The organism is Azohydromonas lata (genome assembly GCF_034427735.1).
GTDB classification, from domain to species: Bacteria; Pseudomonadota; Gammaproteobacteria; order Burkholderiales; family Burkholderiaceae_C; genus Azohydromonas; species Azohydromonas lata.
Genome location: NZ_JAXOJX010000013.1, coordinates 23,419 through 46,870, shown reverse-complemented (window position 1 = coordinate 46,870; position 23,452 = coordinate 23,419). Strand labels below are relative to the sequence as shown.

Annotated in this window: 21 protein-coding genes; 9 read left to right on the top strand and 12 right to left on the bottom strand. The window is 70.8% G+C overall.

Translation table 11 applies throughout. The annotated features are described in order from the left end of the window. The first annotated feature begins 23 nt into the window (after positions 1 to 23). Positions 24 to 500, top strand: coding sequence for an Lrp/AsnC ligand binding domain-containing protein (locus SM757_RS10300; protein WP_066336613.1), 477 nt, complete (start codon positions 24 to 26; stop codon positions 498 to 500). Between the two features lie 24 nt (positions 501 to 524). Here SM757_RS10300 and SM757_RS10295 read toward each other — a convergent pair whose 3' ends face one another. Then, positions 525 to 1,493, bottom strand: a complete 969-nt coding sequence (locus SM757_RS10295) for a PQQ-dependent catabolism-associated beta-propeller protein (protein ID WP_322465389.1) — start codon at positions 1,491 to 1,493, stop codon at positions 525 to 527. A gap of 161 nt (positions 1,494 to 1,654) precedes the next feature. Continuing rightward, on the bottom strand, positions 1,655 to 4,576 hold the full coding sequence (locus SM757_RS10290) for a PAS domain-containing protein (RefSeq protein ID WP_322465388.1): 2,922 nt from the start codon (positions 4,574 to 4,576) through the stop codon (positions 1,655 to 1,657). A 288-nt stretch (positions 4,577 to 4,864) separates the two neighbouring features. On the opposite strand from SM757_RS10290, the gene SM757_RS10285 reads away from it, so the two are divergent. Continuing rightward, complete coding sequence (locus tag SM757_RS10285) at positions 4,865 to 5,371, top strand: YgjP-like metallopeptidase domain-containing protein (protein ID WP_322465387.1); 507 nt, start codon at positions 4,865 to 4,867, stop codon at positions 5,369 to 5,371. Between the two features lie 58 nt (positions 5,372 to 5,429). Here the strand turns inward: SM757_RS10285 and SM757_RS10280 are convergent, their stop codons facing one another. Continuing rightward, positions 5,430 to 5,645, bottom strand: a complete 216-nt coding sequence (locus SM757_RS10280; protein WP_066336632.1) for a hypothetical protein — start codon at positions 5,643 to 5,645, stop codon at positions 5,430 to 5,432. Between the two features lie 212 nt (positions 5,646 to 5,857). Between SM757_RS10280 and SM757_RS10275 the strand changes: the two genes are divergently transcribed. The 4 genes from SM757_RS10275 to SM757_RS10260 all read left to right on the top strand — a co-directional run bounded on the left by SM757_RS10275 (position 5,858) and on the right by SM757_RS10260 (position 9,347). Next, positions 5,858 to 7,012, top strand: a complete 1,155-nt coding sequence (locus SM757_RS10275; protein ID WP_322465386.1) for a CaiB/BaiF CoA transferase family protein — start codon at positions 5,858 to 5,860, stop codon at positions 7,010 to 7,012. 51 nt (positions 7,013 to 7,063) lie between these two features. Then, complete coding sequence (locus SM757_RS10270; RefSeq protein WP_066336635.1) at positions 7,064 to 7,471, top strand: DUF2784 domain-containing protein; 408 nt, start codon at positions 7,064 to 7,066, stop codon at positions 7,469 to 7,471. A 173-nt stretch (positions 7,472 to 7,644) separates the two neighbouring features. Continuing rightward, the gene (locus SM757_RS10265) at positions 7,645 to 7,890 is read left to right on the top strand and encodes a hypothetical protein (RefSeq protein ID WP_322465385.1); all 246 of its coding nucleotides are present in this window, start codon (positions 7,645 to 7,647) and stop codon (positions 7,888 to 7,890) included. A gap of 17 nt (positions 7,891 to 7,907) precedes the next feature. Next, on the top strand, positions 7,908 to 9,347 hold the full coding sequence (locus SM757_RS10260) for an aminotransferase-like domain-containing protein (RefSeq protein WP_322465384.1): 1,440 nt from the start codon (positions 7,908 to 7,910) through the stop codon (positions 9,345 to 9,347). A 47-nt stretch (positions 9,348 to 9,394) separates the two neighbouring features. Here SM757_RS10260 and SM757_RS10255 read toward each other — a convergent pair whose 3' ends face one another. From SM757_RS10255 to SM757_RS10245, 3 genes are all read right to left on the bottom strand, one after another. Next, positions 9,395 to 10,225, bottom strand: coding sequence for an enoyl-CoA hydratase/isomerase family protein (locus SM757_RS10255; RefSeq protein ID WP_322465383.1), 831 nt, complete (start codon positions 10,223 to 10,225; stop codon positions 9,395 to 9,397). Between the two features lie 179 nt (positions 10,226 to 10,404). Further along, positions 10,405 to 11,964: a methyl-accepting chemotaxis protein gene (locus tag SM757_RS10250; RefSeq protein WP_322465382.1), complete on the bottom strand. Its 1,560-nt coding sequence runs from the start codon at positions 11,962 to 11,964 to the stop codon at positions 10,405 to 10,407. Positions 11,965 to 12,137: 173 nt separating this feature from the next. Further along, a complete protein-coding gene (locus tag SM757_RS10245) occupies positions 12,138 to 12,269 on the bottom strand; it encodes a hypothetical protein (RefSeq protein ID WP_322465381.1) in 132 nt (43 codons plus the stop codon). Positions 12,270 to 12,474: 205 nt separating this feature from the next. Here SM757_RS10245 and SM757_RS10240 point away from each other — a divergent pair, with 205 nt between their 5' ends. Further along, complete coding sequence (locus tag SM757_RS10240; RefSeq protein ID WP_322465457.1) at positions 12,475 to 13,293, top strand: thioesterase II family protein; 819 nt, start codon at positions 12,475 to 12,477, stop codon at positions 13,291 to 13,293. 172 nt (positions 13,294 to 13,465) lie between these two features. Here SM757_RS10240 and SM757_RS10235 read toward each other — a convergent pair whose 3' ends face one another. Both SM757_RS10235 and SM757_RS10230 read right to left on the bottom strand, forming a co-directional pair. Further along, the gene (locus SM757_RS10235) at positions 13,466 to 13,759 is read right to left on the bottom strand and encodes a hypothetical protein (RefSeq protein ID WP_322465380.1); all 294 of its coding nucleotides are present in this window, start codon (positions 13,757 to 13,759) and stop codon (positions 13,466 to 13,468) included. Between the two features lie 172 nt (positions 13,760 to 13,931). Continuing rightward, the gene (locus SM757_RS10230) at positions 13,932 to 14,234 is read right to left on the bottom strand and encodes a helix-turn-helix domain-containing protein (RefSeq protein WP_066342382.1); all 303 of its coding nucleotides are present in this window, start codon (positions 14,232 to 14,234) and stop codon (positions 13,932 to 13,934) included. Positions 14,235 to 14,519: 285 nt separating this feature from the next. Here SM757_RS10230 and SM757_RS10225 point away from each other — a divergent pair, with 285 nt between their 5' ends. After that, a complete protein-coding gene (locus SM757_RS10225; protein ID WP_322465379.1) occupies positions 14,520 to 16,163 on the top strand; it encodes an acyl-CoA synthetase in 1,644 nt (547 codons plus the stop codon). Positions 16,164 to 16,229: 66 nt separating this feature from the next. Here the strand turns inward: SM757_RS10225 and SM757_RS10220 are convergent, their stop codons facing one another. The 4 genes from SM757_RS10220 to SM757_RS10205 form a co-directional block, all read right to left on the bottom strand. After that, positions 16,230 to 17,297, bottom strand: coding sequence for an ornithine cyclodeaminase (locus SM757_RS10220; RefSeq protein ID WP_322465378.1), 1,068 nt, complete (start codon positions 17,295 to 17,297; stop codon positions 16,230 to 16,232). Between the two features lie 138 nt (positions 17,298 to 17,435). Continuing rightward, positions 17,436 to 18,620, bottom strand: a complete 1,185-nt coding sequence (locus tag SM757_RS10215; RefSeq protein WP_322465377.1) for a hypothetical protein — start codon at positions 18,618 to 18,620, stop codon at positions 17,436 to 17,438. Beyond that, entirely contained in the window at positions 18,617 to 19,876 is a 1,260-nt protein-coding gene (locus SM757_RS10210; RefSeq protein WP_322465376.1) for an MFS transporter, read from the bottom strand. The genes SM757_RS10215 and SM757_RS10210 overlap by 4 nt, the downstream gene beginning before the upstream one ends. Before the next feature lie 284 nt (positions 19,877 to 20,160). Continuing rightward, on the bottom strand, positions 20,161 to 21,582 hold the full coding sequence (locus SM757_RS10205; protein WP_322465375.1) for a replication initiation protein: 1,422 nt from the start codon (positions 21,580 to 21,582) through the stop codon (positions 20,161 to 20,163). A gap of 575 nt (positions 21,583 to 22,157) precedes the next feature. Here SM757_RS10205 and SM757_RS10200 point away from each other — a divergent pair. Further along, positions 22,158 to 23,417: an AAA family ATPase gene (locus SM757_RS10200; RefSeq protein WP_218011443.1), complete on the top strand. Its 1,260-nt coding sequence runs from the start codon at positions 22,158 to 22,160 to the stop codon at positions 23,415 to 23,417. The last annotated feature ends 35 nt before the right edge of the window (positions 23,418 to 23,452 follow it).

Here is a 23,452-nt window from a genome sequence, read left to right as displayed (position 1 = left end):
TGCGAATTTTTCTCTAGACAACCATGCCCAATGACCTGGACGGCCTGGACCGCATCGACCTCAAGATCCTGGACGTGCTGCAGCGCGACGGGCGCATCTCCAACCTGAAGCTGGCCGAGACGGTGGCGCTGTCGCCGACCTCGGTGCTGGCGCGGGTGCAGCGGCTCACGCGCGACGGCTACATCCTGGGCTACGAGGCGCGGCTGAACCCGGAGAAGCTGGGTGCGGGCATGACGGTGTTCGTGGAGGTGCTGCTGGACCGCACCACGCCCAACGTGTTCGAGCAGTTCCGCGCCGCGGTGCAGGCGCATCCGCAGGTGCAGGAGTGCCACATGGTGGCCGGCGGGTTCGATTACCTGCTCAAGACGCGCATGGCCGACATGCACGCCTACCGCGCCTTTGCCGGCGACGTGCTGTGGCAACTGCCCGGCGTGCGCGAGACGCGCACCTACGCGGTGATGGAAGAGGTCAAGAGCTCGACGCGGCTGCACCTGGGGTGAAAGCCGCCACGGCCGCCATCGCTGTCACGGCAGTACCACCGCCATGTAGGGCACGCGCCCCACGGGCACGCTCTTGAGCGCCTTGGCGGTGGCCGTGTCGATGATGGTCACGTCGTCGCTCAAGCCGTTGCTCACCACCAGGCGGCTCTCGTCCGGGCTCAGCGCCACGTGCCAGGCGCGCTTGCCCACCAGCACGGTCTTGGTGAGCTGGCGGCTGGCCACGTCGATGATGCCCACGTGGTTGGCGCGGCCCATGGAGACGTAGAGCGTCTTGCCGTCGCGCGTCATGGCCAGGCCCACGGGCGTGATGTCCTCGGCGCGCGCTCCCTTGAGCTCGAGCTTGACGGTGTGCGTCACGGCCAGGTCCTTGACCGAGATGACGCTCACGCTCGCGCCGAGCTCGTTGCTCACCCACAGCTGCGCGCCGTCGGGCGTGAACACCATGCGCCGCGGGCGCTTGCCCGCGGCGATGTTCTTCACCAGCTTGCCGGTGGCCGTGTCCACCACGTGGACCATGTTGGCCACCTCGGAGGTGACGAACACCAGCTTCCCGTCAGGCGAGGTCTTCACGCCCTCGGGTTCCTTGCCGACCGCAACGGAGGCCAGCGCCTTGCCGGTGGCGGCATCGATGGTGACCAAGGCACCTTCATCCTCGGCCGACACGTACAGCGCCCGGCCGTCCTTGGAAAAATCGAAGGCCTCGGGCTCGTCGCCCAGCGAGATGCGGCCGACCGACTTGCGCGTGGCGACGTCGATGATGTCGGCCTGGCCAGACTCGGTGCACGCCACGAACAGCCGCTTGCCGTCGGGCGCGAGCTGCATGTGGCGCGCGCGCTTGCAAGTGTTGATGACGCCCGCCACGGCCTGCGTCTTGAGGTCCACCAGCGTGATGGCGTGGTCCTTCTCGCTGGATACCCAGGCGGTCTGGGCCAGCGCCCCAGTGGTGCCCATCAAGGCCAGTGCGGCGCCCAGGGACAGCTTGGGCTGGAACATGTCCGGTCTCCTTGTCATGCGCGCAACGCTATCCGCAGCCCAGGGCCCCTCCTCCAGGAAAAATTCCCGAAAGCGCGCCGCGCCCGCGTCCCCGTGTTGCCCCGGCGGCGGCGCCGTTCACCGTGGCGACCCCGACCGGCACACGCCCTGCGCGGAGCGCCTCACCTCGCGGCCAGCACCCCCAGGGACGTGCCGCCGCCCGCCGCCAGCGCCGGGGCCGGGTAACGCGCCAGCACGGCTTCCACGTCGTCCAGCGCCACCGGCTTGGTCAGGTGGGCGTCGAAGCCGGCCTCGGCGCTGCGGCGCTTGTCGCCCTCGCTGCCCCAGCCGGTGAGGGCCACCAGCAGCGTGCCGGCCAGCGCCGGATCGGCGCGCAGGCGGCGCGCCACCTCGTAGCCGTTCAAGCCCGGCAGGCCGATGTCCAGCAGCACGATGTCCGGCCGCCACAGGGGCGCGGCCTGCAGCGCCGCGGCGCCGTCGTGCACCGCGCGCGCCTCGTGGCCCATGAGCTCCAACATCATCGCCAGGCTGTCGGCGGCGTCCACGTTGTCGTCCACCACCAGCACGCGCCGCCCAAGGGACTGGAGCCCGTCGGCCAGCGCCGAGGCCCCCTCGGCCCCCTCGCCGGGCTGCCGCGCCTTCACCAGCGCCTCAGCCGCCGCCTCCACCGTCGATTCCAGGTTCGATTCCAAAGTTGATTCCAAGCTTGACCCCACCATCGCTGCTCCCCGCGACGCCAGCGGCAGCCGCAAAGTAAAAGTGCTGCCCTGGCCCAGCCCCGGGCTTTCGGCGCTGATGCACCCGCCGTGCATCTCCAACAGCCTGCGCGCCAGCGACAGGCCGATGCCCAAACCGCCCTGCGCGCGGTGGCGCGTGCCGTCGGCCTGCGCGAAGAGGTCGAAGACGCGCGGCAGCATGTCCGCGGCAATGCCGCTGCCGTTGTCGCGCACGCTCAGCACCACCTCGGCCGGCGTGTCCGGCGCCGCGTGCGCGGCACCGCCCGCCGGCTCCACCACCAGGCGCAGCGCGATGCGCCCGCCCGCGGCCGTGTACTTGGCGGCGTTGTTGAGCAGGTTGCTCACCACCTGCGCCAGCCGGGTGAGGTCGCCGTCCAGCCACAGCGGCTCGTCGCACAGCTCCAGCACCAGCGCGTGGCCGCCGGCCTCCACCAGCGGGCGGCTGGCCTCCAGCGCGTGCTCCAGCACGGCCTGCACGCACACGCGCTCGCGGCGCAGGTCCATCTTGCCGCGGCTGATGCGCGAGACGTCCAGCAGGTCGTCCACCAGCCGCACCAGGTGCGCGAGCTGCCGGGCCATCATGTCGCGCGCCTGTGCCCCGGCGCCTTCTTGCAGGGCGGGGTCGCGCCGCAGGATCTCCAGCCCGTTGCGTATGGGCGCCAGCGGGTTGCGCAGCTCGTGCGCAAGCGTGGCCAGGAACTCGTCCTTTTGCCGGTCGGCCTCCTTGAGCGCCTGCTCCGCCTGCCGGTGCCCGGTGACGTCGCGCGTCACGCCCAGGACGAACTCCACCTCGCCGTCGGCGCCCGGCTCCGGGACGAAGCGCGCGCTGTAGTGGCGCAGGCCCTGCGGGCCGTCAAAGGAGAAATCCAGCTCGCCCGGCTGGCCCATGTCGAAGACGGCCTGCAGCACCGCATCCCAGACCTCGCAGTCCCGCGCCGGCATGCCCAGCTCGCGGTTGGTGCGGCCCAGGAAGTCGTCGCGCGGCCGCCCCGTGGCCCGCTCCACCGCGACGTTGACGAAGACGTGGCGCAGCGCGCGGTCGAAGCGGGTAAGGATGTCGGGGCTGTTGTCGGCCAGCGTCTGCAGCTCCAGCTCGCGCTCGCGCAGCGTGGCCTCCACGGCGCGGGCCTCGGTGACGTCGCGCGAGACGCACAGCAACTGCTCCACCGGCCCTTCAGGCCCGGGAATGGGCGTGACCACCACGTCCCACCACCGCGGCGTGCCCGCCAGGGTTGGGCACATGGCACGAAAGCGGCCGACACCGCCGCCGCGGGCCGCGGCCAGCGCGGCTTCGGCCTCGGCGCGCGCGCCGCCGGGCTCCCAGAAGGCCAGCCAGTCGCGGCCCTGCAGCTCGGCGCCAAGGGGCACTTCCATCAGGCCGCGGCCGTGGTCGTTCATCCACAGCAGCCGCCCGTCCGCCGACAGGCCCTTGATGCAGTCGGCGCTGCTTTCCACCACGCTGTGCGCGAAGGCGGCGCTGCGCGCCTGCGCGGCCTCGGCGTGCTTGCGCCGGCTGATGTCGGTGAGGGTGCCCAGCACGCGCAGCAGCCGGCCCTGGGCATCGAGCAGACCGCGGCCGCGGTTGCCCACCCAGGCCACCTCGCCGCCGGGACGCAGGATGCGGAACTCGCACTCGTAGAGCGCCCGCGCCGCGATGGCCTCGCGCACCGTGCGCCGCACGCGCTCGCGGTCCTCGGGGTGGACGAGCTGGAAGAAGCCGGCGCCGGTGTGCTCGAAACCGCCCGGCGCCAGGCCGTGGATGCGAAAGCACTCGTCGGACCAGGAGACGGCATCGGTGTCCACGTCCCAGGTCCACAGCCCCGTGGCCGACGCCTCCAGCGCCAGCCGCAGGTGCGCCTCGCGCTCGGCCGCTTGGGCCGCCATGCGCTCGCGCTCCAGCGCGGCGGCGCGCAGCAGCCGCCAGCGCTCCAGCGCCCGGCCCACGCTGCGCGAGAGCGCTGCCGGGCCGGCCGCGCGGGACAGGCAGTCCTGCGCACCGGCGCGCAGCAGCTCGCGTTCGGCCTGCGCGCCGCATTCGCCCGCGCACAGCACCACGGCGCAGACGCGGGCCAGGCCGTCGCCGCCGGCCAGCAAGCGCAGCGCCGTGGGCATGTCCATGCCGGACAGCGGCTCCAGCAGCAGCGCGCAATCGATGGCGGCATGCTCGCCGCTGCCGCCGTCCAGCATGCGCAACGCCGCGGCCACGTCGGCCACCTCGCTGCAATCGAAACCCGCTTCCCAGCCCCCGGCCAGTTGGGCGGCGACGGCCTCGCGCGCGGCCGCGTCGGCCCCGGCCACGAGCACCCGCCACGCCTGCTCCCGCGTCGCGCTGACGCTGCTCGCCATAGGCACTACTCCAAGTCACGGCCCGCCGGCCTCAACAGCGCTGAGCTTGCGCATCGAACGCACCCTGTTCACGCCGGCTGCCGCAATATTTTCGGCGCACGCACCGCGCACGGCCCTGCAGGCGAGGCGGGCCGGAGCGGGCGGCTAGCATCGCCGCCCATGTCCGAATCCGCATCCCGCCGCCCGCCGGTCCCACGCCGGCGCGAGCCCGCCGGCTCAGCGCCTCCACCGGCCGGCTCCCACCCTGCCGACGCGGCGCCGGCCCAAGAGGCAAGCGGCGCGCCTGAGATGGCCAGCCTGAAATACCTGGCCGGCTATCCCGAGCCGCTGCTGGCGCAGGTGAGCACGCTCATCAGCCAGAACAAGCTGGGTGCGCTGATCGCGCGCCGCTACCCCGAGAGCCACACCGTGCGCACCGACCGCGCGCTGTGGGACTACGTGCAGGCGCTCAAGACAAATCACCTGCGCAGCAGCGAGCCGCTGGCCAAGGTGCAATACGACCCGCAGATACGGCTGCTGCAGCACGCGCTGGGCACGCACCGCCTGGTGTCGCGCGTGCAGGGTGGGCGATTGAAGGCCAAGCGCGAGATACGCATCGCCAGCCTGTTCCGCGAAGCCCCCGCGGCCTTCCTGCGCATGATTGCCGTGCACGAGCTGGCCCACCTGCGCCACCAGGACCACGACAAAGCCTTCTACCAACTGTGCTGCTACATGGAGCCGGAGTACCACCAGCTCGAATTCGACTTGCGGCTGTACCTGACGCACTTGGAGCTGCAGGGCCGCCTGGCCGGCTGAAACGAAACGGGCGGCCCACGGGAAGGCCGCCCGCATTCAAGTCAAGAACAGGAGCGGCTCAAGGCCGCTTGGTGTTCGAGCTCTTGGGCACCGAGCCCTGGTTGTCGCTGCTGCCCACATGCGCGTCACGCTCGGCCGCGCGGGGGGCGTTGGTGTAGTTGCCGTCCTCGTCGTCAGGAGTGAGGAGCTCCTCCAGCTCTTCGCGCTCCGTGGCGGCCTCGCGGCGCTCGGTAGTGGACTTGCCGGGGCCGGCGGGGCTTTTCGCGTCAGGCATGTCGATCCTTTCTGCTGCTTGCACGCGGACCAGCATGTCCGCCCCCCATCCGCGGCAAGGGCCATGCCCTGCCCCCGGGAAATACCCGCCTGCGTCCCAAGCCAAGGAATTTCCAACACATCACACCCCATGCTGACGTTTCCAAACAAGCTGATACGGACCGAAGATGCCGCCCAATTGCGGCAAACGCACGAAGGCACCGGAGACATTGCATGGGAAGAAACACCACCGCCGCAGGCCCGCTGCAGGGCCTGCGCATCGTCGAGTTCGCGGGCCTGGGCCCCTGCCCGCTGGCCGGCATGCTGCTGGCGGACATGGGGGCCGACGTCATCGTCATAGAGCGCGCCGCCGCGCCCGCCAGCGGCGCTCTGCAGCGCGTGGCCACCGACCGCAACAAGCGCTCCATCGCGCTGAACCTGAAGCATCCCGACGGGCTGGAGGCCGCGTGGCGGCTGCTGGAGTCGGCCGACGCGCTCATAGAAGGTTTCAGGCCCGGCGTGATGGAGCGCCTGGGCCTGGGGCCGGATGCCGCGGCGTCGCGCAACCCGCGGCTGGTCTATGGCCGCGTCACCGGCTGGGGCCAGAGCGGCCCGCTGGCGCAGGCCGCGGGCCACGACCTCAACTACGTCGCGCTCACGGGCGCGCTGGACCTCTCGCGCCGCGACGGCGCTGCACCCACCGTGCCGCCCAGCCTCGTGGGCGACATGGGCGGCGGCGCCATGTTCCTGGCCTTCGGCCTGGTGTGCGCGCTCATGGAGGCGCAGCGCAGCGGGCGGGGCCAGGTGGTGGACGCCGCCATGGTGGACGGCGTGGCCGCGCTCTCGGCCATGGTGCGCCACATGCGCGGCAGCGCCTGGTGGCCCAGCGAACGCAGCCACGCCGTGCTGCTGGGCAGCGCGCCCTTCTACGACGCCTACGAGTGCGCCGACGGCCGCTTCGTGACCCTGGCCGCGCTGGAGCCGCCCTTCTACGCCGAGCTGCTGCGCCGCCTGGGCCTGGACGACGTGGACCCCGCCCAGCAGCACGAGCACGCGCGCTGGCCGGCGCTCAAGGAGCGCATCGCCGCGCTGATGCGCACGCAACCACGTGCGCACTGGTGCGCGCTGCTGGAGGGCAGCGACGCCTGCTTCGCCCCCGTGCTGGATTTGCAGGAGGCCGAAACCCACCCCCACAACACCGCGCGCGGCGTGTACGTGAACGTGGCCGGCGAGGTGCAGCCCGCCGCCGCGCCGCGCTTCTCGCGCACCCCCGGACGCGAGCCCGCACCCGCGCCGCGCCCGGGCGAGCACGGCGCCGAGCTGCTGCGCGAGCTGGGCTATGGCGACGACGCCGTGGCCGCCCTGCGCGCTGCCGGCGCCTGTGCCTGAGCCGGCGCACCGCCGCCGCCGCGCCCGCACCGCCTCCACCCCGGGACCTTGATGCCCCCGCTCCTGTACGCCTGGGCCGCCGATGCCGTGGTGCTGCTGCACCTGCTGTTCATGGTGTTCGTGGCGGCCGGCGCCGCGCTGCTGCCGCGCTGGCCGCGGCTGCTGTGGCTGCACCTGCCGGCGCTGCTGTGGGGCTTCTACGTGGAAGCCGGCGACCGCCCCTGCCCGCTCACGCCGCTGGAAAACCGCCTGCGCGCCCTGGCCGGCACGCGCGGCTACGAGGGCAGCTTCATCGAGCACTACCTGCTGCCGCTGCTCTACCCTGAGGGCCTCACGCGCGAGCTGCAATGGGGCATTGCGCTCACCGTGCTGGCCGTCAACGCCGCGCTGTATGCGCGCTGGCTGTCGATGCGGCCCTCGCGCGTGCGCCGGCACCGCCAGCACCCGCCGCCGGGCTGAACCGGCGGCGATGCGCGCGCAACCAGGGCCGCCGCGCAACGCGGCGGTGCGGCGGGCGCGGCTGTATCAGCGCGCGCACTGACACAGTCCCACGCCGCGCGCGGCGGTTTGTGCCTTGGTGCGGCGGCATCGCGCCGATACGGTGGCGGCATAGCCCAACCGGAGATGCCGCCATGACCCGCAGCGAAGCGCTCGCCCCGCCTTCCACCGCCCCCGCAGTACCATCGCGCCGCGCCCGGCGGCCCTGGCGGCGCATGGCGCAAGCCCTGGCCCGATGGCTGCGGCGCACGGGCCTGGCGCCCCGGCTGGACGAGGACGGCCGCTGGCTGGCCGGCGCCGCCAGCCTGGAAGAGCTGGAGCGCCGCCAGCGCCGGCTGGAGCGCCACGGCAGCCCGCTGCCCCCCATCCGGCTGCCCTGAAAAGGAAGCACGACCCCATGTTCACCCTGGACCGCGACTCGCCGCTGCCGCTGGCGCAGCAGATAGAGCGCCAGCTCCTGGCGCTGCTGCGCCAGGGCCGGCTGGCCCCGGGCGCGCGGCTGCCCTCCATACGGCAGCTCGCGTCGCAGTTGGGCGTGAGCCCAAACACCGTGGTGGTGGCCTACGACCGGCTGGTGGCCGAAGGCTGGCTGGAGCCGCGCGGCACGGCCGGCTGTTTCGTGGCGCAGCCCGGCGCGCGGCCGGCCGACGAGGCCACGCTGATCGAAGCCGGCGTGGAGCAGGACGCGGTGTGGATGGCGCAGCAGGCGCACGACCTGCCCGTGGGCCTGCTGCAGGCCAGCAGCGGCGCGCTGCCCGCGAACTGGCTGCAGGAGGCCGTGCCGCGCAGCGTGCTGCAGCGCGCCTTCGACGGCCTCCCCGGCGGCATGGCCGCGCGCTGCCCGGCGCAGGGCGCCGCGGCGCTGCGCGAGCGGCTCTCGACGCTGCTGCGCGGCCAGGGCATCGTGGCCGACGCCGCGCGCATCATGACCACGGCCGGTGCCACGCAGGCCATAGACCTGATCTGCCGCGCCTTCGTCAAGCCGGGCGATGCCGTCATCGTGGAGGACCCCGGCTACCACCTGCTGCAGGCCCGCCTGGCCGACAGCGGCGCGCGCATCGTGGGCGTGCCGCGCGTGGCCGAGGGCGTGGACCTGGAGCGGTTCGAGGCGGCGTTGCGCGCGCACCGGCCGCGGCTGGCCTTCATACAGACGCGGCTGCACAACCCCACGGGCTGGACCGCCTCGCCTGCCAACCTGTACCGGCTGCTGACGCTGGCCGAGCAGCACGGCCTGCTGATCGCCGAGGACGACGTGTACGGCCACCTCCTGCCCGGCCCCGGCACCACGCTGGCGCAGCTGGCGGGGCTGTCGCGCGTCATCTACTACTCCAGCTTCTGCAAGGTGCTGAGCCCCGCGCTGCGCGTGGGCTACCTGGCGGCCGAGCCCGCGGTGCTGCAGCCGCTGCTGCGGCAGAAGATCTTTGCCTGCCTGAGCGGGGCGACGCTCAACGAGGCGGTGATGGCCGAGCTGCTGGCCGGCGGCCGGGTGCGCAAGCACATGGAGCGGCTGCAGCAGCGCCTGGCCGGGGCGCGGCACGCGTCGCTGGCCGTGCTGCAGGACGTTGGCCTGGCCTTCGACCAGCCGGCGCAGGGCGGGCTCTTCCTGTGGGGCCGGCTGCCCGCGGGCGTGGCGCTGGAGCCGCTGGTGAAGGACGCCTGGCAGCAAGCCATCCTGCTGGCCGGCGGCCCGACCTTCAGCACCCTGGCCGAGCACGCCAACTGCGTGCGCTTCAACGTGGTCCACGCGCAGAACGTGCGGCTCAGCCGCTATTTGCGGGAGCACTTCGAAGCGGTGGAGGTGGGGCGCCGGGCGGTGGAGAGGGCGGCGCGCGGGTGAGGCGGGACCGGGCGGCGCGGAGCGCGCGCACAGGCCCTTGGCCCTGCTCAGCGCCCCGTGAACACCGCCTTGCGCTTCTCCTGCCAGGCCCGCACGCCCTCGCGCAAATCCTCCGAGGCGTTGACGTGGGCGATGTCGGCGGCCAGGGCCGCTTCGTCCAGCGCGCCGCGGCCCATGGCGTTTAGATGGCGCTTCATGCCCAGTAGAGCCAGCGGCGCCATGCCGGCCAGGCGGTCGCACCAGGCCTGCCCCGCCTCGGCCAGGGCCTGCGGCTCCACCATGCGGTCCAGGTAGCCCAGGGAGAGCATCTGCGACGCCTCGAACTTCTCCGCCGCCAGCAGGATGCGCCGCGCCATCGGCAGCCCCAGCCGCGCCACGTAGCGCTCCATGCCGCCCCGGTAGAACAGCAGCCCAAGCTGCGCTGCGGGCACGAACATCTCCGCGGCCGTGGTGCCGATGCGGAAGTCGCAGGCCAGCGCCAAATCCGTGGCGCCGCCGTACAGGCCGCCGTTGATCACCGCCACCGTCACCGGGCGCGCGGCCTCCAGCGCCGCGGCCAGGGCCTCGAAACTCTCGGCGGCGTTGGTGATGTGCTCGCCCGCGTCGCCCAGGTTGAAACCGCTGCAGAAGTGCCGGCCCAGCCCCTGCAGCCGCAGCACCAGCACTTCGGGACGGGCGTTCACCTCGGCCAGGTGCGCCTGCAACACCTCCAGGTCCGACAGCTCCAGCCGGTTGGCCACCGCCGGGCGGCGCAGCGTGATGGTGGCCACCGCACCGTCGATGTGCAGCGCGGGCGGCAGCGCGACGGGAACGCCTTCGGCTGCGGGACGGTGGGCGGAGGGAGATGCGGTCGGGGAGGAAGGCTCGTGCGTGCTCATGCTCGGTGCGGGCTGCGGCTCAGTGGTGGCGCCCGCAACGGCTTGGGAGGCGCGTCCTGCGCTTGGGCCGCCGAGAGCGGTTGTGATGATACGCACCGGCGTTGGCGGGGAGCTGATGTTGGTGCTATGCGACCCCAACCGCCTCGCACGCCTTGCGCGCGCGCCATTCCCAGCCGCGCTCACGCGGCGCCCGCGTTGAGCCTGAACGAGCCCACCACGCCCAGCAGCTGTGCGGCCTGCTGGTTGAGGCTGTCGGCGGACGCGGCGCTTTCTTCCACCAGCGCGGCGTTCTGCTGCGTCACGTGGTCCAGTTGCGCAATGGCCTCGCTGACCTGGCTGATGCCCTGGCCCTGCTCGTTGCTGGCGGAGCTGATCTCGTTGATCAGGTCGCTCACGCGCTTCACCTGCGTCACGAGGTCGCTCATGCTGCGCCCGGCATCGCCCACCAGGCGCGAGCCGGCCTCCACCTTCTCCACGCTCTGGCCAATGAGGGTCTTGATCTCCTTGGCCGCCTCCGCGCTGCGCTGCGCCAGGCTGCGCACCTCGCCCGCGACCACCGCAAAGCCCCGGCCCTGCTCGCCCGCGCGCGCGGCTTCCACTGCGGCATTGAGCGCCAGGATGTTGGTCTGGAAGGCGATGCCGTCAATCGTCCCGATGATGTCGGCAATGCGGCGCGAGCCGGTGCTGATCTCTTCCATGGTCGCCACCACGCGGCCCATCACCTCGCCGCCCTGCTCCGCGGCCTGGCTGGCACTGCCGGCCAGTTGCGTGGCCATGTTGGCGGTGTCGGCGTTTTGCTTGACCGTGGAGGTGAGCTGCTCCATGGCCGCCGCCGTTTCCTGCAGGTTGCTGGCCTGCTGCTCGGTACGCTGGCTCAGGTCGGCGTTGCCGCTGGAGATCTGCGCGCTGCCCGTGGCGATGGACTCGCTGCCGTGGCGCACCTGCGTGACGATGCGCGTGAGGCTTTCGTTCATGTCGCGCAGCGCGCCCAGCAGCTCGCCGGTCTCGTCCCCGCGCCGAACGTCTATGCGCGCGGTCAGGTCGCCCGCGGCCACGGTGCGCGCCACCTGCACGGCCTGGTGCAGCGGCGCGGTGATGGAGCGCGTGAGCCCCCACGCCAACCCCATGCCCACCAGCAGCGCCACGGCGCCCACTGCCAGCATCAGCACGCGCGAGGCGGCGATGCTGTCGGACAGGCCGTTGGCGCTGTCCTTCACCAGCGCCTGCTGCCGCACATGCAGCGCCTCCACGTGCTCCTGCAGCACGTCGATGGCGGGCAGCGTTTCGTCCATCAGCAGCCGGTTGGCCTCGTCGCGCCGGCCCACGGCCAGCAGCTCCGACACCTTGCCGAACGAGCCCACGTAGGCCACGCGCGCCTCCTTGACCTTGCCGACGAGCGCCTTGCCCTCGGGCAAGTAGGCCAGCCGCTCCAGCGTCTCCAGCGACTCCGTCACCTTCTTCTTGTTGAAGGCGATCATCTGGCGGATCTTGTCGGCGTGCGCCTCGTCGCGCGCGAAGAACAGCTCCATGGTGCGCCGGGCATTGGCGCGGGTGTAGGTGTTGAGCGTGGCGGTGGCGTCGGCCGTGACCATGTCCACCTCCACGGTACGGCGCGCGGCGGCATCGGCTTGGTTGAGGCTGAGCACGGCCGTGCCCACGGCCACCAGCAGCAGGGCCAGGACGACGGCAAATCCGAGCCCCAGCCGCGTGCCGAGGCGAAGCTTGTTCAGGAAGTTCATGGAGGGAATCGAGGAGCCGACGCAGCTGGCTGCCGGCGGCTGGGCGCCGGGCAGCACAAAACCGTCAGCGGTCAAAAGAAGGCGGAGTGCGCCTGACCATCGGGTTAACCCAAAGGCGATTGAGCCGCCGACACAACTTAGATACAAACTCAGCATGCATACCGTGTGGGAATTCACGCAGACCGCGCCCCTGTGAGACGCGCAGACAGCGCCGCGGGCACGGCCCCGGCCAGCAAGTCGAACACCCGGCGCACCAGCCGGTTGCCGTAGATCTCGCGGTGCACGGCCATAAGGCTCGTGCCCACCGGAAGCACTTGGCCCCCTGCCGTCAACGCCGCTGGACGCCGCGCTGACGGAAACCGTGAAATCCGCCGCATTGGCGGGCGGCACGTTGCCGGCTGTGGCGCACCGCACGATTTGAGTCAGCGTGGCGTAACGCGGCGCCGCGAAGACTGTTGCTTCTTTGCGCAACACGGGACGCCGGCAACACGGGCGTCCGCCTTGAACGTCATGGCTGCCCGCTGGTTTCTTCCCTTACGCACCGTGCCCGCGCAAAGCCGCGCGCTGCGCGTGCTGACGCTTCCTCATGCCGGTGCGCCGCTGCGTTGCTATCGCTGGCTGGAGGGCTGCGTGGGCGACGACGTGGAGCTGTGGACGGTAGCGCTGCCTGGCCGCGGCAAGCGCCGCGCCGAGGAGGCGCACACGAGCGTGCACAGCATCGTGGAGGCGCTGGCCGAAGAGCTGCCGGCGCTGGCCGAGGAGCCGTATGTGCTGTATGGCCACAGCATGGGGGCGCTGTTGGCGTTTGAGCTGGCGCGTGTGGCGCGCCGTCGCGGCTTGGCGTTGCCGGTGGCGCTGCTGCTCTCCGGCGCACGCTCGCCCGAGAGCTTCCTGATTCCGCAAGACCCGCCCTGCAGCCAATGGCCGCAGGGCAAGTTGGTGGACCACTTGCGCGCGTTGGGCGGCGTGGCGCCGGAGCTGCTGGCCTACGGCGAGCTGCTGGAGCTGTTCTTGCCGGCGGTGCGGGCCGACTACGCGCTGTGCGAGCGCTACGAGCCGCGGGCCGAGCCGCCCTTGCCGGTGGCGATGGCGCTGATGAGCGGCACCGAAGACCGGGACGTGGACGACGAGTCCCTGACTGCCTGGGGCGCACATGCGACGGGCCCGGTGGTGATGCGCAAGTTTTTGGGCGACCGCTTCTTCATCAACGGCCACCGCCGGGAGCTGCCGGCCTTCGTGACCACGCTGCTACAGCACTGCAAGGCGGGCCAGGTGAAAACCTGGACCGCGGACGCCAGCGGCCCCGCGCCGGGCACGCAACCCGGCTGACCCCAACCCTTACAAGGCGCGCGGGCGGGCGTTGACTTGGCGTAGGTTGCAACGCACGTCGGCTTACGGGAGGCGGCTCCCCTTTCAGCCCTTCCCGCCCAGCGCTGCCCCATCGCGGGAATGACGCAACCGGGTGCGCACGCGTTGCGCCATTGGCCAGCCGGCCCTCAAATCACTTGCGCTCTTCCTCCCCACCCTGCCGAGAGGCCTGGCGCGCGTCGCCGTCCTTGTCGTGGCTGCCCTGGCTTTGTTGGGCCTGCTCCTTCTCCTTTTCCTTCTTTTCGGCCTGGTGGTGGCCTATGGCGCAGCCGGCGGCGGCGCCCAGCACGCCGTGCTCGCCGGCCACGTGGCCGGCCACGCCGCCCACGGCCGCGCCCTTGATGCAGCCCTTGGCCTGCACCACGCCGGGCAGCGCCAGCGGGGCGATCAGCGCGGCAATGGCCAGCAGTCGGTGCGGGGTCTTCATGGCGGATCTCCTCATGCGAATCAATGGATGCCCCCACGGTAGCCCGCGCTGCGGCGGCGCGCCGTCGGCGCTTGCCGCCAACCGCTGTAGGACGGCTCCCATGCGCGGCGGGCCCGCGCACGGCAGCGTCCGCCGCGCCGGCCGCGCCCACTGCACCGGCCGCGCCGGCGGCTCAGGCGTCTTCGTCCACCGGGCGCTCCTTGCGCACCACGCCCAGCTTCAAGTCCAGCACGCCCAGGATGCGGTTCATGGTCTGCACGGTGCCGTCGCTGCGGCCCTGCTCGATGTCCTGCAGCGTGCGCGCCGACAGGCCCGCCATGCGCGCCAGCTCGTAGCTGGTCAAGCGCAACGTCTTCTTCAAATGCCGTACGGCGTCGCGCAGGCTCCACTCGGGGTGCGCCAGTACGTCCTCAACGGCCTGGCGACGCATTTCCCGTTGCTGCGACAACGACATCGGCGTGTAGCGCTTGTCCATGTTCTCGTGCCCCTCCCATGGGCGAACACGGGCCGTGCAAGGCTGTAAAGCGCTCGCGGCCCCTCCCCTGATTTCTCCAAACCCTCGATTCATGAAAGCACGGATAACCGGTCAAAACAAAGGCACGGTTTCGGGTGTTATTCACAGATTTTTGTGCAAATAGATTTTTTGATCTGCCTTCAAGAAACACTGACTCCCGCGCGGCGGCCGTCAGCCATCTGCGCGATGCTTGACGGGCTGTACAGGCCCGGCAGACGGGCCCGCTGACCCCAAGGAGACGACGCGATGACGCGCATGAACCCCTACGACACCGGACTGGACAAGAACGCGGCCAACTTCGTGGCGCTGTCGCCGCTGAGCTGGCTGGAGCGCTCGGCCCACGTGTATCCGCAGCGCGTTGCGCTGGTGCATGGCGCGCTGCGCCAGACCTGGGCCCAGACCTTCGAGCGCTGCCGCCGCCTGGCCAGCGCGCTGCAGTTGCGCGGCGTGGGCCGCGGCGACACGGTGGCGGCCATGCTGCCCAACGTGCCGGCGATGGTTGAGGCGCACTTCGGCGTGCCGGCCGCGGGCGCGGTGCTCAACACGCTCAACACGCGGCTGGATGCGGAGTCCATCGCCTTCATGCTCCAGCACGGCGAGGCCAAGGTGCTGCTGACCGACCGCGAGTTCGCTCCCGTCATCGGCAAGGCGCTGGAGCTGCTGGGCGGCCCGCGCCCGCTGGTGGTGGAGGTGGAGGACGCGCTGGCCCCGCCGGGGCAGCGCCTGGGCGAGATCACCTACGAGGAGCTGCTGGCCGGCGGCGACCCGGCCGCGCCCTGGCAACTGCCCGCCGACGAGTGGGACGCCATCGCGCTGAACTACACCTCCGGCACCACGGGCAACCCCAAGGGCGTGGTCACGCACCACCGCGGCGCCTACCTCAACGCGGCCAACAACGCCATCGCCTGGAGCCTGCCGCACCACCCGGTGTACCTGTGGACACTGCCCATGTTCCATTGCAACGGCTGGTGCTTCCCGTGGACGCTGGCGCTGGTGGCGGGCACCAGCGTGTGCCTGCGCAAGGTGGACCCGGCCCTGATCTACCCGCTCCTGCGCGAGCACCACGTGACGCACATGTGCGGCGCGCCCATCGTGTACGGGCTGCTCATCCACGCGCCCGCCGCGCTGCGCGAGGGTTTACAGCATCAGGTGAAGGGTTTGATCGCGGGCGCGGCGCCGCCGGCGGCGGTGATCGAGGGTTGCGAGCGCATCAACATCGCCATCACGCACGTGTACGGACTGACCGAGGTCTACGGGCCGGCCGCCTTGTGCGCGCAGCAACAGGAGTGGGCCTCGCTGCCGCTGCCGGAGCGGGCGCGGCTCAATGCGCGCCAGGGCGTGGCCTATCCGCTGCAGCAGGCGGTGACGGTGCTGGACACCGAGACCATGCAGCCCGTGCCGGCCGACGGGCAAACGCTGGGCGAGGTGTGCTTCCGCGGCAACGTGGTGATGAAGGGCTACCTGAAGAACCCGGCGGCCACGCAGGAGGCGTTTGCAGGCGGCTGGTTCCGCACGGGCGACCTGGCGGTGCTGCACCCGGACGGCTACGTGAAGATCACGGACCGCAGCAAGGACGTGATCATCTCCGGCGGCGAGAACATCAGCTCGCTGGAGGTGGAGGACGTGCTGCACCGCCACCCGGACGTGATGCTGGCGGCAGTGGTGGCACAGCCCGACCCCAAGTGGGGCGAGGTGCCCTGCGCTTTTGTGGAGGTGAAGCTGGGGTCCGGGGTGACGGAGGAGGAGCTGATCGACTTCTGCCGGTCGCATCTGGCCCGCTTCAAGGTGCCCAAGCGCATCGTCTTCGGCGAGCTGCCCAAGACGTCCACCGGCAAGATCCAGAAGTTCGTGCTGCGCCAGGCGTTGAAGTCGGCAAGCGCGATCGGGTAAGGCGAAGCCGTCAGCCCGTGCCGCCGGGGCGTTCAAACAGCCGGCCAGGTTCGATGCGCCTTTGCCTCACTGCGCGCGCACCACCGCCCTCTCCTGCCGCAGCAGCCCAAACAAGTCCTTCGGGTCGTCCTGCGCCGGCACGAGGTCTATGCGCTGGCCGATGCCCAGCGACAGCGCGGTGTCGTGGACCCAGGTGAGGGCCGAGTAGTCCTCCAGGGCGAAGCCGACCGAGTCGAAGAGCGTCACCTCCTCGTCCGCGCGGCGGCCGGGGTGCTGGCCGGCGAGCACGCGCCACAGCTCAGTGACGGGGAAATCGGCGGGCATCTGCTGGATCTCGCCCTCGATGCGCGTCTGCGGCTCGAACTCCACGAACACGGCCGCGCGCTCCAGCACGCCGCGGTGCAGCTCGGTCTTGCCGGGGCAGTCGCCGCCCACGGCGTTGAGGTGCATGCCGGGCTCCAGCAACTCCGGCGTCAGGATGGTGGCGTTGGCCTTGTCGGCCGTCACGGTGGTGACGATGTCCGCGCCGCGCACCGCCTCGACCGTGCTCGCGCACACGGTGAGGTCCAGGCCCTGGCCCGCCAGGTTGCGCACCAGCTTGGCGGTGGCGGCCGGGTCCACGTCGAAGAGGCGCAGCTCGCGCACGCCCACCAAGTCGCGGAAGGCGATGGCCTGGAACTCGGCCTGCGCGCCGTTGCCTATGAGCGCCATGCGGCGGCTGCCGGGCCGCGCCAGCGCGCGGGCAGCCAGCGCCGAGGTGGCGGCGGTGCGGATGGCGGTGGTGAGGGTGAGCTCGCTCAGCAGCCGCGGCGCGCCGGTGGCCACGTCGGCCAGCACGCCGAAGGCCATCACGGTGGGCAGGCCCTCGCGCGTGTTCTTCGGGTGGCCGTTGACGTACTTGAAGGCGAAGCGCTCGGCGTCGGCCACGGGCATGAGCTCGATCACGCCGTCGCGCGAGTGGTTCGCGATGCGCGGCGTCTTCTCGAAATCGTCCCAGCGCAGGAAGTCGCGGCGCAGTTGCTCGGCCACGCCGGCAATGCTCGCGGGCAGGCCCTGGCGCTGCACCAAGCGCACCAGGTCGCGCGCGCCCACGTACAGCGTGTCGGTGTGGATGAAGCTGCTCTGGCTGGCCATGGCTTATCTCCCGTCAATTCGATGAAGGGAGTCTGGCCAGGGGCCGCGGCAAGCGAAAGCGCAAAAGCTGCAGCGAAGCGCTGCACTGGCTGAGCAAAACGTCAGGCCGCGTTGACGTTCTGCTCAATCCTCACCGCTTCAAGGGGCCGGCTTGGGGAAGCGTTCGGTGGCGGGCGAGTAGGCGTTACGCAGGTAGAGGGACGGCGCGCCCTTGCCGTCTATGGGGGCGGTCCAGACGTCGGTGCTGGCGGCGGCGCTGTCGCTGGCCAAGGCGTAGAGCACGTGGGCGTCGTCCAGCCACTCGATCTGGTCGTCCACATTGCGCTTCTCGGCCAGGGGCGTTTCCACGAGCGTCTTCAGGTCCAGCACGTGGAACTGCCAGACGATGCGCCCGTCTACCACGTAGCGCTTCTTGTAGGCCACGCGGGTGGCGTCCGGCGACACCGAGGGGCACTCCACGTTGTCGTGCAGCACGGTGGCGCTGCGCCGGGCGATGTCGCCGCGCAGCAGGTAATGCTGCCCGCCGCTGGAGAGCGTGGCGAAGAAGTTCTTCCCGTCCGGGGTGAAGGTGACGCCCCAGAAGTTGAAGTCCTTGGCCTTGAAGGGCTGGCCGTCCTTGGTGATGGCCAGGTTCTCCAGCTCCAGCAGTTCGCGGCCGGTGGCGGTGTCGAGGATGACGGTGCGCGTGGCGAAGTCCAGGCTGGTGTAGCCGTGGCCGGCGGCAAAGACAGTGTAGGCGGCCAGGCGCCCGTCGCGCGAGACGCGGGTGCGGCTGGGAATGCCCTGCAGCGGCAGCTCGGCCGTGACGGCGAAGGTGGTGGCGTCAAAGAGCTTGGCGCTGTAAGTGGTGACGACGCCGCGCTCGGCCGTGAGGCACATGCCGCGCCCGCCGGAAACGTGGGCGACCTCGCAGCGCAGGTGCGCAACGAAGTGCGCTTCGCCGCCGCGCGCGGCCTCGCGCCAGGCGAGCTGGCCGTAGTGCTCGTCCATGCCGGTGTGGCGGAAGAAGAGGCGGCCCGTGGCGCTGGACGCGCTGGCTACGGTGGGCGCCGGGCGGGTGGGCGTGGCGGCCGGGGCGGCGGCGGGCGGATGGGCGGCGGCATCGGCGCTGTCCGTCGGCGGCAGTGCGGTGGCAAGCGTGGACGCCGCCGGCGCGGCCGGCAAGGCGGCCGTGGCCGTCGGCTCTGGAGCAGTGACGGCTGACGCCGCGCTGCCGCCGGCCGGCGGCAGCCGCTGCTTGGCGTGGTACAGGTAGCCACCGACGGCCACGACGGCCGCGGCACAAAGGGCCGAGAAGGCCAGCACGGGTTTCTTGTTGTTCACGACTTGCCCCCCTCCAGGCCGCGGTACGCGGCCAGCATCGCCAGCCCCATCGCGGCGATGAACACGCTCACCGCCACGGTGGCGCCCTGCCCTTCCCACAGCCAGCCGAAGACGACGGACGACAGCAGCTTGGCCAGGCCGATGGCCGTGGCGATGAGCGCCAGCCCCGTGGTGCGCCGCGCGGCGGGCACCTCGGCGCTGGCCATGGCCATGAGCACGCCCTCGGTACCGGCGTTGAACAGGCCCAGCAGGGCCAGGCAGCCGATGAGCGCGGGCAGGCCCAGTTCGCCCGTCCCCAGCAGCACGGCGTACAGCAGGGCCAGCACGGCGTAGCCGAGCAGGAAGATGCGCCCGCGCCCCAAGCGGTCGGCCACGCGGCCCGCGGGCACGGACAGCAGCATGCAGGCCGCCGCCGTGACGACGTAGAACAGCGGAAACCAGCCCGCGGCCGCCGGGTGGCGCCGCTGCAGCAGCAGGTAAATGAACCCGTCGCTGATGGTGGCCAGGGCCAGCAGTGCGCCGCAGCCGGTGAGCACCAGGAAACGGCGCGTGATCCAGCGGCCGGGTGCGGCGGCGATGGGTAACGGCGCCACCGCCTGTGCCGCAGCCAGCGCCTGCGTGGGCCTGGGGACAAAACACCACAGCACGGCCACGCCTAGCACGCCTACGACGAAGCTGGTGAACCACAGCGCGTCAAACGCCCCCGGCAACTGCGCCAGCAAGACGAAGGCGGCAACGGGCCCAAGCAGCGAGCCGCAGGCGTCCAGCGCACGGTGCACGGCAAACGCCCCGGCGTACTGGCCGGCGGGCGTGTTCAGCGAGATGAGCGCATCGCGCGGGGCGGTTCTCAAACCCTTGCCGGCGCGGTCCAGGCCGACGATCCACAGCAGCGAGGTCCAGCCCGCCGCCACCAACAGCCCCAGCTTGCACAGCGTGGACAGGCCGTAGCCGGCCAGCGCCAGCTCCTTCTGCCGCGCGTGGCGGTCGGCCAGCCAGCCCGCCAGCAGCGCCAGCAGCGCCACGGCGAAGCCGTTGTAGACGCCGTCGATCACGCCGTACTGCGCCGGGCTCAGGTGCAGGTGCAGCACCAGGTACACGGGCAGCGTGCTGTTGACCATCTCGGCCGAAACGTCGGTGAGCAGGCTGGTGAAGCCCAGGCCCCACACCACCGGGCTCACGCGCGCGGCCGTGGCCACATCCACGCGTGCCGCCCCCTGTCCGAGCTTCACCTGCTCGAACCACTCGAACCTGTACATGCGTGCCCCCTGCCCTCGTGTTTTCCGCTTGACGGTTGCGAAGCGTTGCATTTGCGCGCGCAAGGCGCACCCATGCAAACGAAGGTTGCGCGGGCAAGGCAAAGGCCGCACGCGGGGGGCGGAAGGCTGTGCGCCAGCAGCCAAAGAGCCCGCTTCGGGACCGCTGGCCGGGTGCGGCAGCCCCGGGTCAGCGTATGGAAACCTGGTTTCCAACGCGACGGTTCTTGATTGCCGTCAAGCGGCGTCGAACGGCGCACCGGCAGCCATCCCGGGCGCTTGCGCGCTCAACCGAGCTGCAGCATGCCGCGGGCGATGGCGAACTCAAGCAGGTCCTTTTCCGTGGGCTCGGCGCTTTGCCAGCGGCGCGCGAGCCAGCGCAGGAAGAGCGGCCCGGCGATCTTGCTGCGAGGGCCGTCGCGCTCCCAGGCGCGGGCGATGGGGGCCATGAGGCCGGGCAGGGCCTCGTCCTGGAAAGCCTGGCGCAGCATGAGCTGTTCTTCCTCCGGCAGGGTGCCGAAGCGCGCCTCGCAGTCGCGCGACTGCGCGCGCTCCCACTCCTCGCGTATGCCCTGCACCGAGGCCTGCACCGCCGAGGCCGCAGGCTCGGCCACGGGCAGCGCGGGGGCCGGCACGCCGGCATAGCCTTTCTTCAGCGCGTCGCGCAGGTAGGCCGCGGGCGAGGTGAGCGTGGGCAGCGCGGGGTTGCGCAGGCGCTGCTCGACGTGCTCGATGGTGGCGCGCAGCAGCGTGTCGTCGGTGCGGGTGTAGAGCAGATCGGCGTCTTCCTCCTTGAGGCCAAGCTGGCGCAGCCGCTCCACCAGCTCCAGGTCGAAGGTGTTGCGCGCTTGCGCCACCTCCAGCGGCGCGGGGCTACGGCGCAGCACGCGGAACTGCAGCTCGCTCACGCGTCGGCCTTCCTTGTGCTCTATGAGCTCCAGGATGAAGTCCTGCTGCAGCGCCTCCACCTCGGCCAGCGCCGGGCGCAACACGTCGCGCTTGAAGTAGCGGTAGTCGACCTTTTCCACGTCGCTGCGGCCGGTGAGCACCGAGGCCCACCAGTGCAGGTCTTCGCGCATGGTCAGCCGCGAGGGCGAGGTGAGGTATTGCATGCCCAGCTCGAACAGCACCGCGGCGGCGTAGGAGCGCATCTGCGCTCCCACCTCCAGCAGGATGCGCGTGTAGCGGCTGGGTTTCAGCAAGCGCTCGCGCACGCGGTCGGGGTAGCTCCAACTGATGATCACGGGGTAGCCGGAGCCGCGCTCGGCGATTTCAACGGCACCCAGCAACTGCGAGGACGTCCAGCGCTGCTCGCCTGCGCCCACGGAGTTCCACTCGATCAGCGTGGTCTGCATCTCGCGGATGTGCTCCTTGAGCAGCGCGACGTTGCGCGAATTGAAGTGCGCGTCGCCGATGAGCGTGGCCAGCGGAATGCTGTATTGCCGCTCCTCGACACCCTGCTGCTGCGCGTGAAAGAGCAGCGCGTTGTAGATGCGGCGCGACAGCAGCGTCAGCCGCCCCTTCTTGGGCCGAATGGCGATGGACTCGTTGGCCTTTTGCACCATGGCGTCGTCGGTTGCGCGGCGCAAAGGCGCGCGTGGGCGGCGCTCGCGCGCGGCGGGCGAATCGGGCGCCTCCTCATGTCCAGCAGGATCGGCAGGCTGCTGTGCGTGCAAGGCTGGATCGTCGGGGTCGTCCGTGATGTCCATCCACCCATCATGCCACGAGTGTGAAGCGGGTTATTCACAGTTGTGAACTTCTTAAATCACAAATGCGCCGCAGCGGCGCTTGAAGTAATTGAGAAAACGTGTTGAAGGCATTGAAATACATTGACAGTGCGCCAAGTCCTTGTCGCATCTGAAGTTTTCCGAACAACTGTGAGTGGATTTGGGGTTTGGTGTGAGCTTTTATGGTCTTCATCGTGAGTGGACATGGGTTTCACCCTGCCGCCAACGTGAGGAAGCCTGGGACTTGTTGTGAGTGGATATGGGTTTCGTGCTTTTCCGGGAGCTTGGACGTGCCGTTCACAGCGCGGAAGTCGTCGCGGCATGCGGGAAAGCACGGGGATTGGGCGCCGCTTGACCGGTTTCAAGACGCGTTGCAAAGCCTGAAGTCACAATTTCCCTCACACATCGCGCCAGGGGCCTTGGCTGGAATCCCATCGCTCCTCACAACAGCGCAGCGTTGCGTTCAAGCCTCGTGTCCTCTGCGGGGTGCTCGAAAATCAATGGAGAGTCAACGGATTTCTATAAACTGCCCGCATTTCTGTTGACTCTTTAAAGAGATGAAGAACGAACAAGCGGCGGGTGTTGGAAACCAGGTTTCCACGGCGGCGGCGGCGGTGAGCCGCCCGGCCATAGACATGGCGCGCATCACGGCGTTGGCCACGCGGGCGTCCAACATGGTGGAGGGCATACGCGGCCGCCTGCTGGCGCCGGAGGCGCGCAAGGTGCCGCCCAACTTCTCGGCCACGCAGGTGGCGGCGCTGTGCGGGGTGGACAAGGCGCACGTGGCCTACCGCATCAGCAAGGGTGACTTGCCCGCCGGGCAGCTCACGCCCACGGGCGGGCGGCGCGAGTTCTCGCTGGACGAGGTGCAGCGCTGGACGCGTGAGTACCGCCGCATGGCCATGCGCCCGGCGGGCCAGAAGGCCGTGACCATCGCGGTGGGCAACTTCAAGGGCGGCGTGTCCAAGACCACCACCGCCATGATCCTGGCCCAGGGCCTGAGCATGCGCGGCCACCGCGTGCTGGCCATAGACGTGGACCCGCAGGGCTCGTTCTCCACGCTCTTCGGCATCCTGCCGGAGACGGAGGTCGAGGAGGACATGACCATCGTCCCCATCTGCCGCGGCGAGGCGGACGACATCCGCTACGCGATCCAGCCCACCTACTGGCCCGGCATCGACCTCGTTCCCGCGGCGCCGCTGCTGTTCCAGGCCGAGTTCAGCCTGCCGGCCATGCAGATGAACGACCCGACGGCGCGCTTCTGGGACGTGCTCAACGCCAGCCTCGAAGGCGTGCGCGAGGAGTACGACGTGATCATCATCGACACGCCGCCCTCGCTGTCCTACGTCACCATCAACGCCTTCATGGCGGCCGACGGCATCCTGGTGCCCGTGCCGCCCTCGGCGCTGGACTTCGCCTCCTCCGCGCAGTTCTGGAGCCTCTTTGCCGACCTGGGCAGCAACCTGGACCAGGCGTCCAAGCGCGGCAAGACCTTCGACTTCCTGCATGTGCTGCTGTCGCGGGTGGACCAGTCCGACGTGGCCGCCCCCGCCGTGCGCCAGTGGATACAGGCCACGTACGGCGAATACCTGCTGCCGGTAGAAGTGCCCAAGACCACCGTCACGTCGTCCAAGGCCGCCGAGTTCGGCACGGTTTACGACGTGCAGAAGTACGAGGGCTCGGCCAAGACCTACAAGCGCGCCGCCGAGGCCTATGACCGCGTGGTGGAGCTCGTCGAGCAGTCGGTGATCGAAGCATGGCGCACCCGCGCGGCGCAAGCCGCCGCCGCCCCGGCCCAGGCCGGCACCGCGGCTTGAAGACGTGGAAACCAGGTTTCCACGGCAGCCGATGA

What these genes read in the sequence shown, in the direction of transcription:
- SM757_RS10300 (WP_066336613.1), top strand. Translation starts at nt 24, where the DNA reads ATGCCCAATGACCTGGACGGCCTGGACCGCATCGACCTCAAGATCCTG.
- SM757_RS10295 (WP_322465389.1), bottom strand. Translation starts at nt 1,493, where the DNA reads ATGTTCCAGCCCAAGCTGTCCCTGGGCGCCGCACTGGCCTTGATGGGC.
- SM757_RS10290 (WP_322465388.1), bottom strand. Translation starts at nt 4,576, where the DNA reads ATGGCGAGCAGCGTCAGCGCGACGCGGGAGCAGGCGTGGCGGGTGCTC.
- SM757_RS10285 (WP_322465387.1), top strand. Translation starts at nt 4,865, where the DNA reads ATGGCCAGCCTGAAATACCTGGCCGGCTATCCCGAGCCGCTGCTGGCG.
- SM757_RS10280 (WP_066336632.1), bottom strand. Translation starts at nt 5,645, where the DNA reads ATGCCTGACGCGAAAAGCCCCGCCGGCCCCGGCAAGTCCACTACCGAG.
- SM757_RS10275 (WP_322465386.1), top strand. Translation starts at nt 5,858, where the DNA reads ATGGGAAGAAACACCACCGCCGCAGGCCCGCTGCAGGGCCTGCGCATC.
- SM757_RS10270 (WP_066336635.1), top strand. Translation starts at nt 7,064, where the DNA reads ATGCCCCCGCTCCTGTACGCCTGGGCCGCCGATGCCGTGGTGCTGCTG.
- SM757_RS10265 (WP_322465385.1), top strand. Translation starts at nt 7,645, where the DNA reads ATGACCCGCAGCGAAGCGCTCGCCCCGCCTTCCACCGCCCCCGCAGTA.
- SM757_RS10260 (WP_322465384.1), top strand. Translation starts at nt 7,908, where the DNA reads ATGTTCACCCTGGACCGCGACTCGCCGCTGCCGCTGGCGCAGCAGATA.
- SM757_RS10255 (WP_322465383.1), bottom strand. Translation starts at nt 10,225, where the DNA reads ATGAGCACGCACGAGCCTTCCTCCCCGACCGCATCTCCCTCCGCCCAC.
- SM757_RS10250 (WP_322465382.1), bottom strand. Translation starts at nt 11,964, where the DNA reads ATGAACTTCCTGAACAAGCTTCGCCTCGGCACGCGGCTGGGGCTCGGA.
- SM757_RS10240 (WP_322465457.1), top strand. Translation starts at nt 12,475, where the DNA reads ATGGCTGCCCGCTGGTTTCTTCCCTTACGCACCGTGCCCGCGCAAAGC.
- SM757_RS10235 (WP_322465380.1), bottom strand. Translation starts at nt 13,759, where the DNA reads ATGAAGACCCCGCACCGACTGCTGGCCATTGCCGCGCTGATCGCCCCG.
- SM757_RS10230 (WP_066342382.1), bottom strand. Translation starts at nt 14,234, where the DNA reads ATGGACAAGCGCTACACGCCGATGTCGTTGTCGCAGCAACGGGAAATG.
- SM757_RS10225 (WP_322465379.1), top strand. Translation starts at nt 14,520, where the DNA reads ATGACGCGCATGAACCCCTACGACACCGGACTGGACAAGAACGCGGCC.
- SM757_RS10220 (WP_322465378.1), bottom strand. Translation starts at nt 17,297, where the DNA reads ATGGCCAGCCAGAGCAGCTTCATCCACACCGACACGCTGTACGTGGGC.
- SM757_RS10210 (WP_322465376.1), bottom strand. Translation starts at nt 19,876, where the DNA reads ATGTACAGGTTCGAGTGGTTCGAGCAGGTGAAGCTCGGACAGGGGGCG.
- SM757_RS10205 (WP_322465375.1), bottom strand. Translation starts at nt 21,582, where the DNA reads ATGGACATCACGGACGACCCCGACGATCCAGCCTTGCACGCACAGCAG.
- SM757_RS10200 (WP_218011443.1), top strand. Translation starts at nt 22,158, where the DNA reads ATGAAGAACGAACAAGCGGCGGGTGTTGGAAACCAGGTTTCCACGGCG.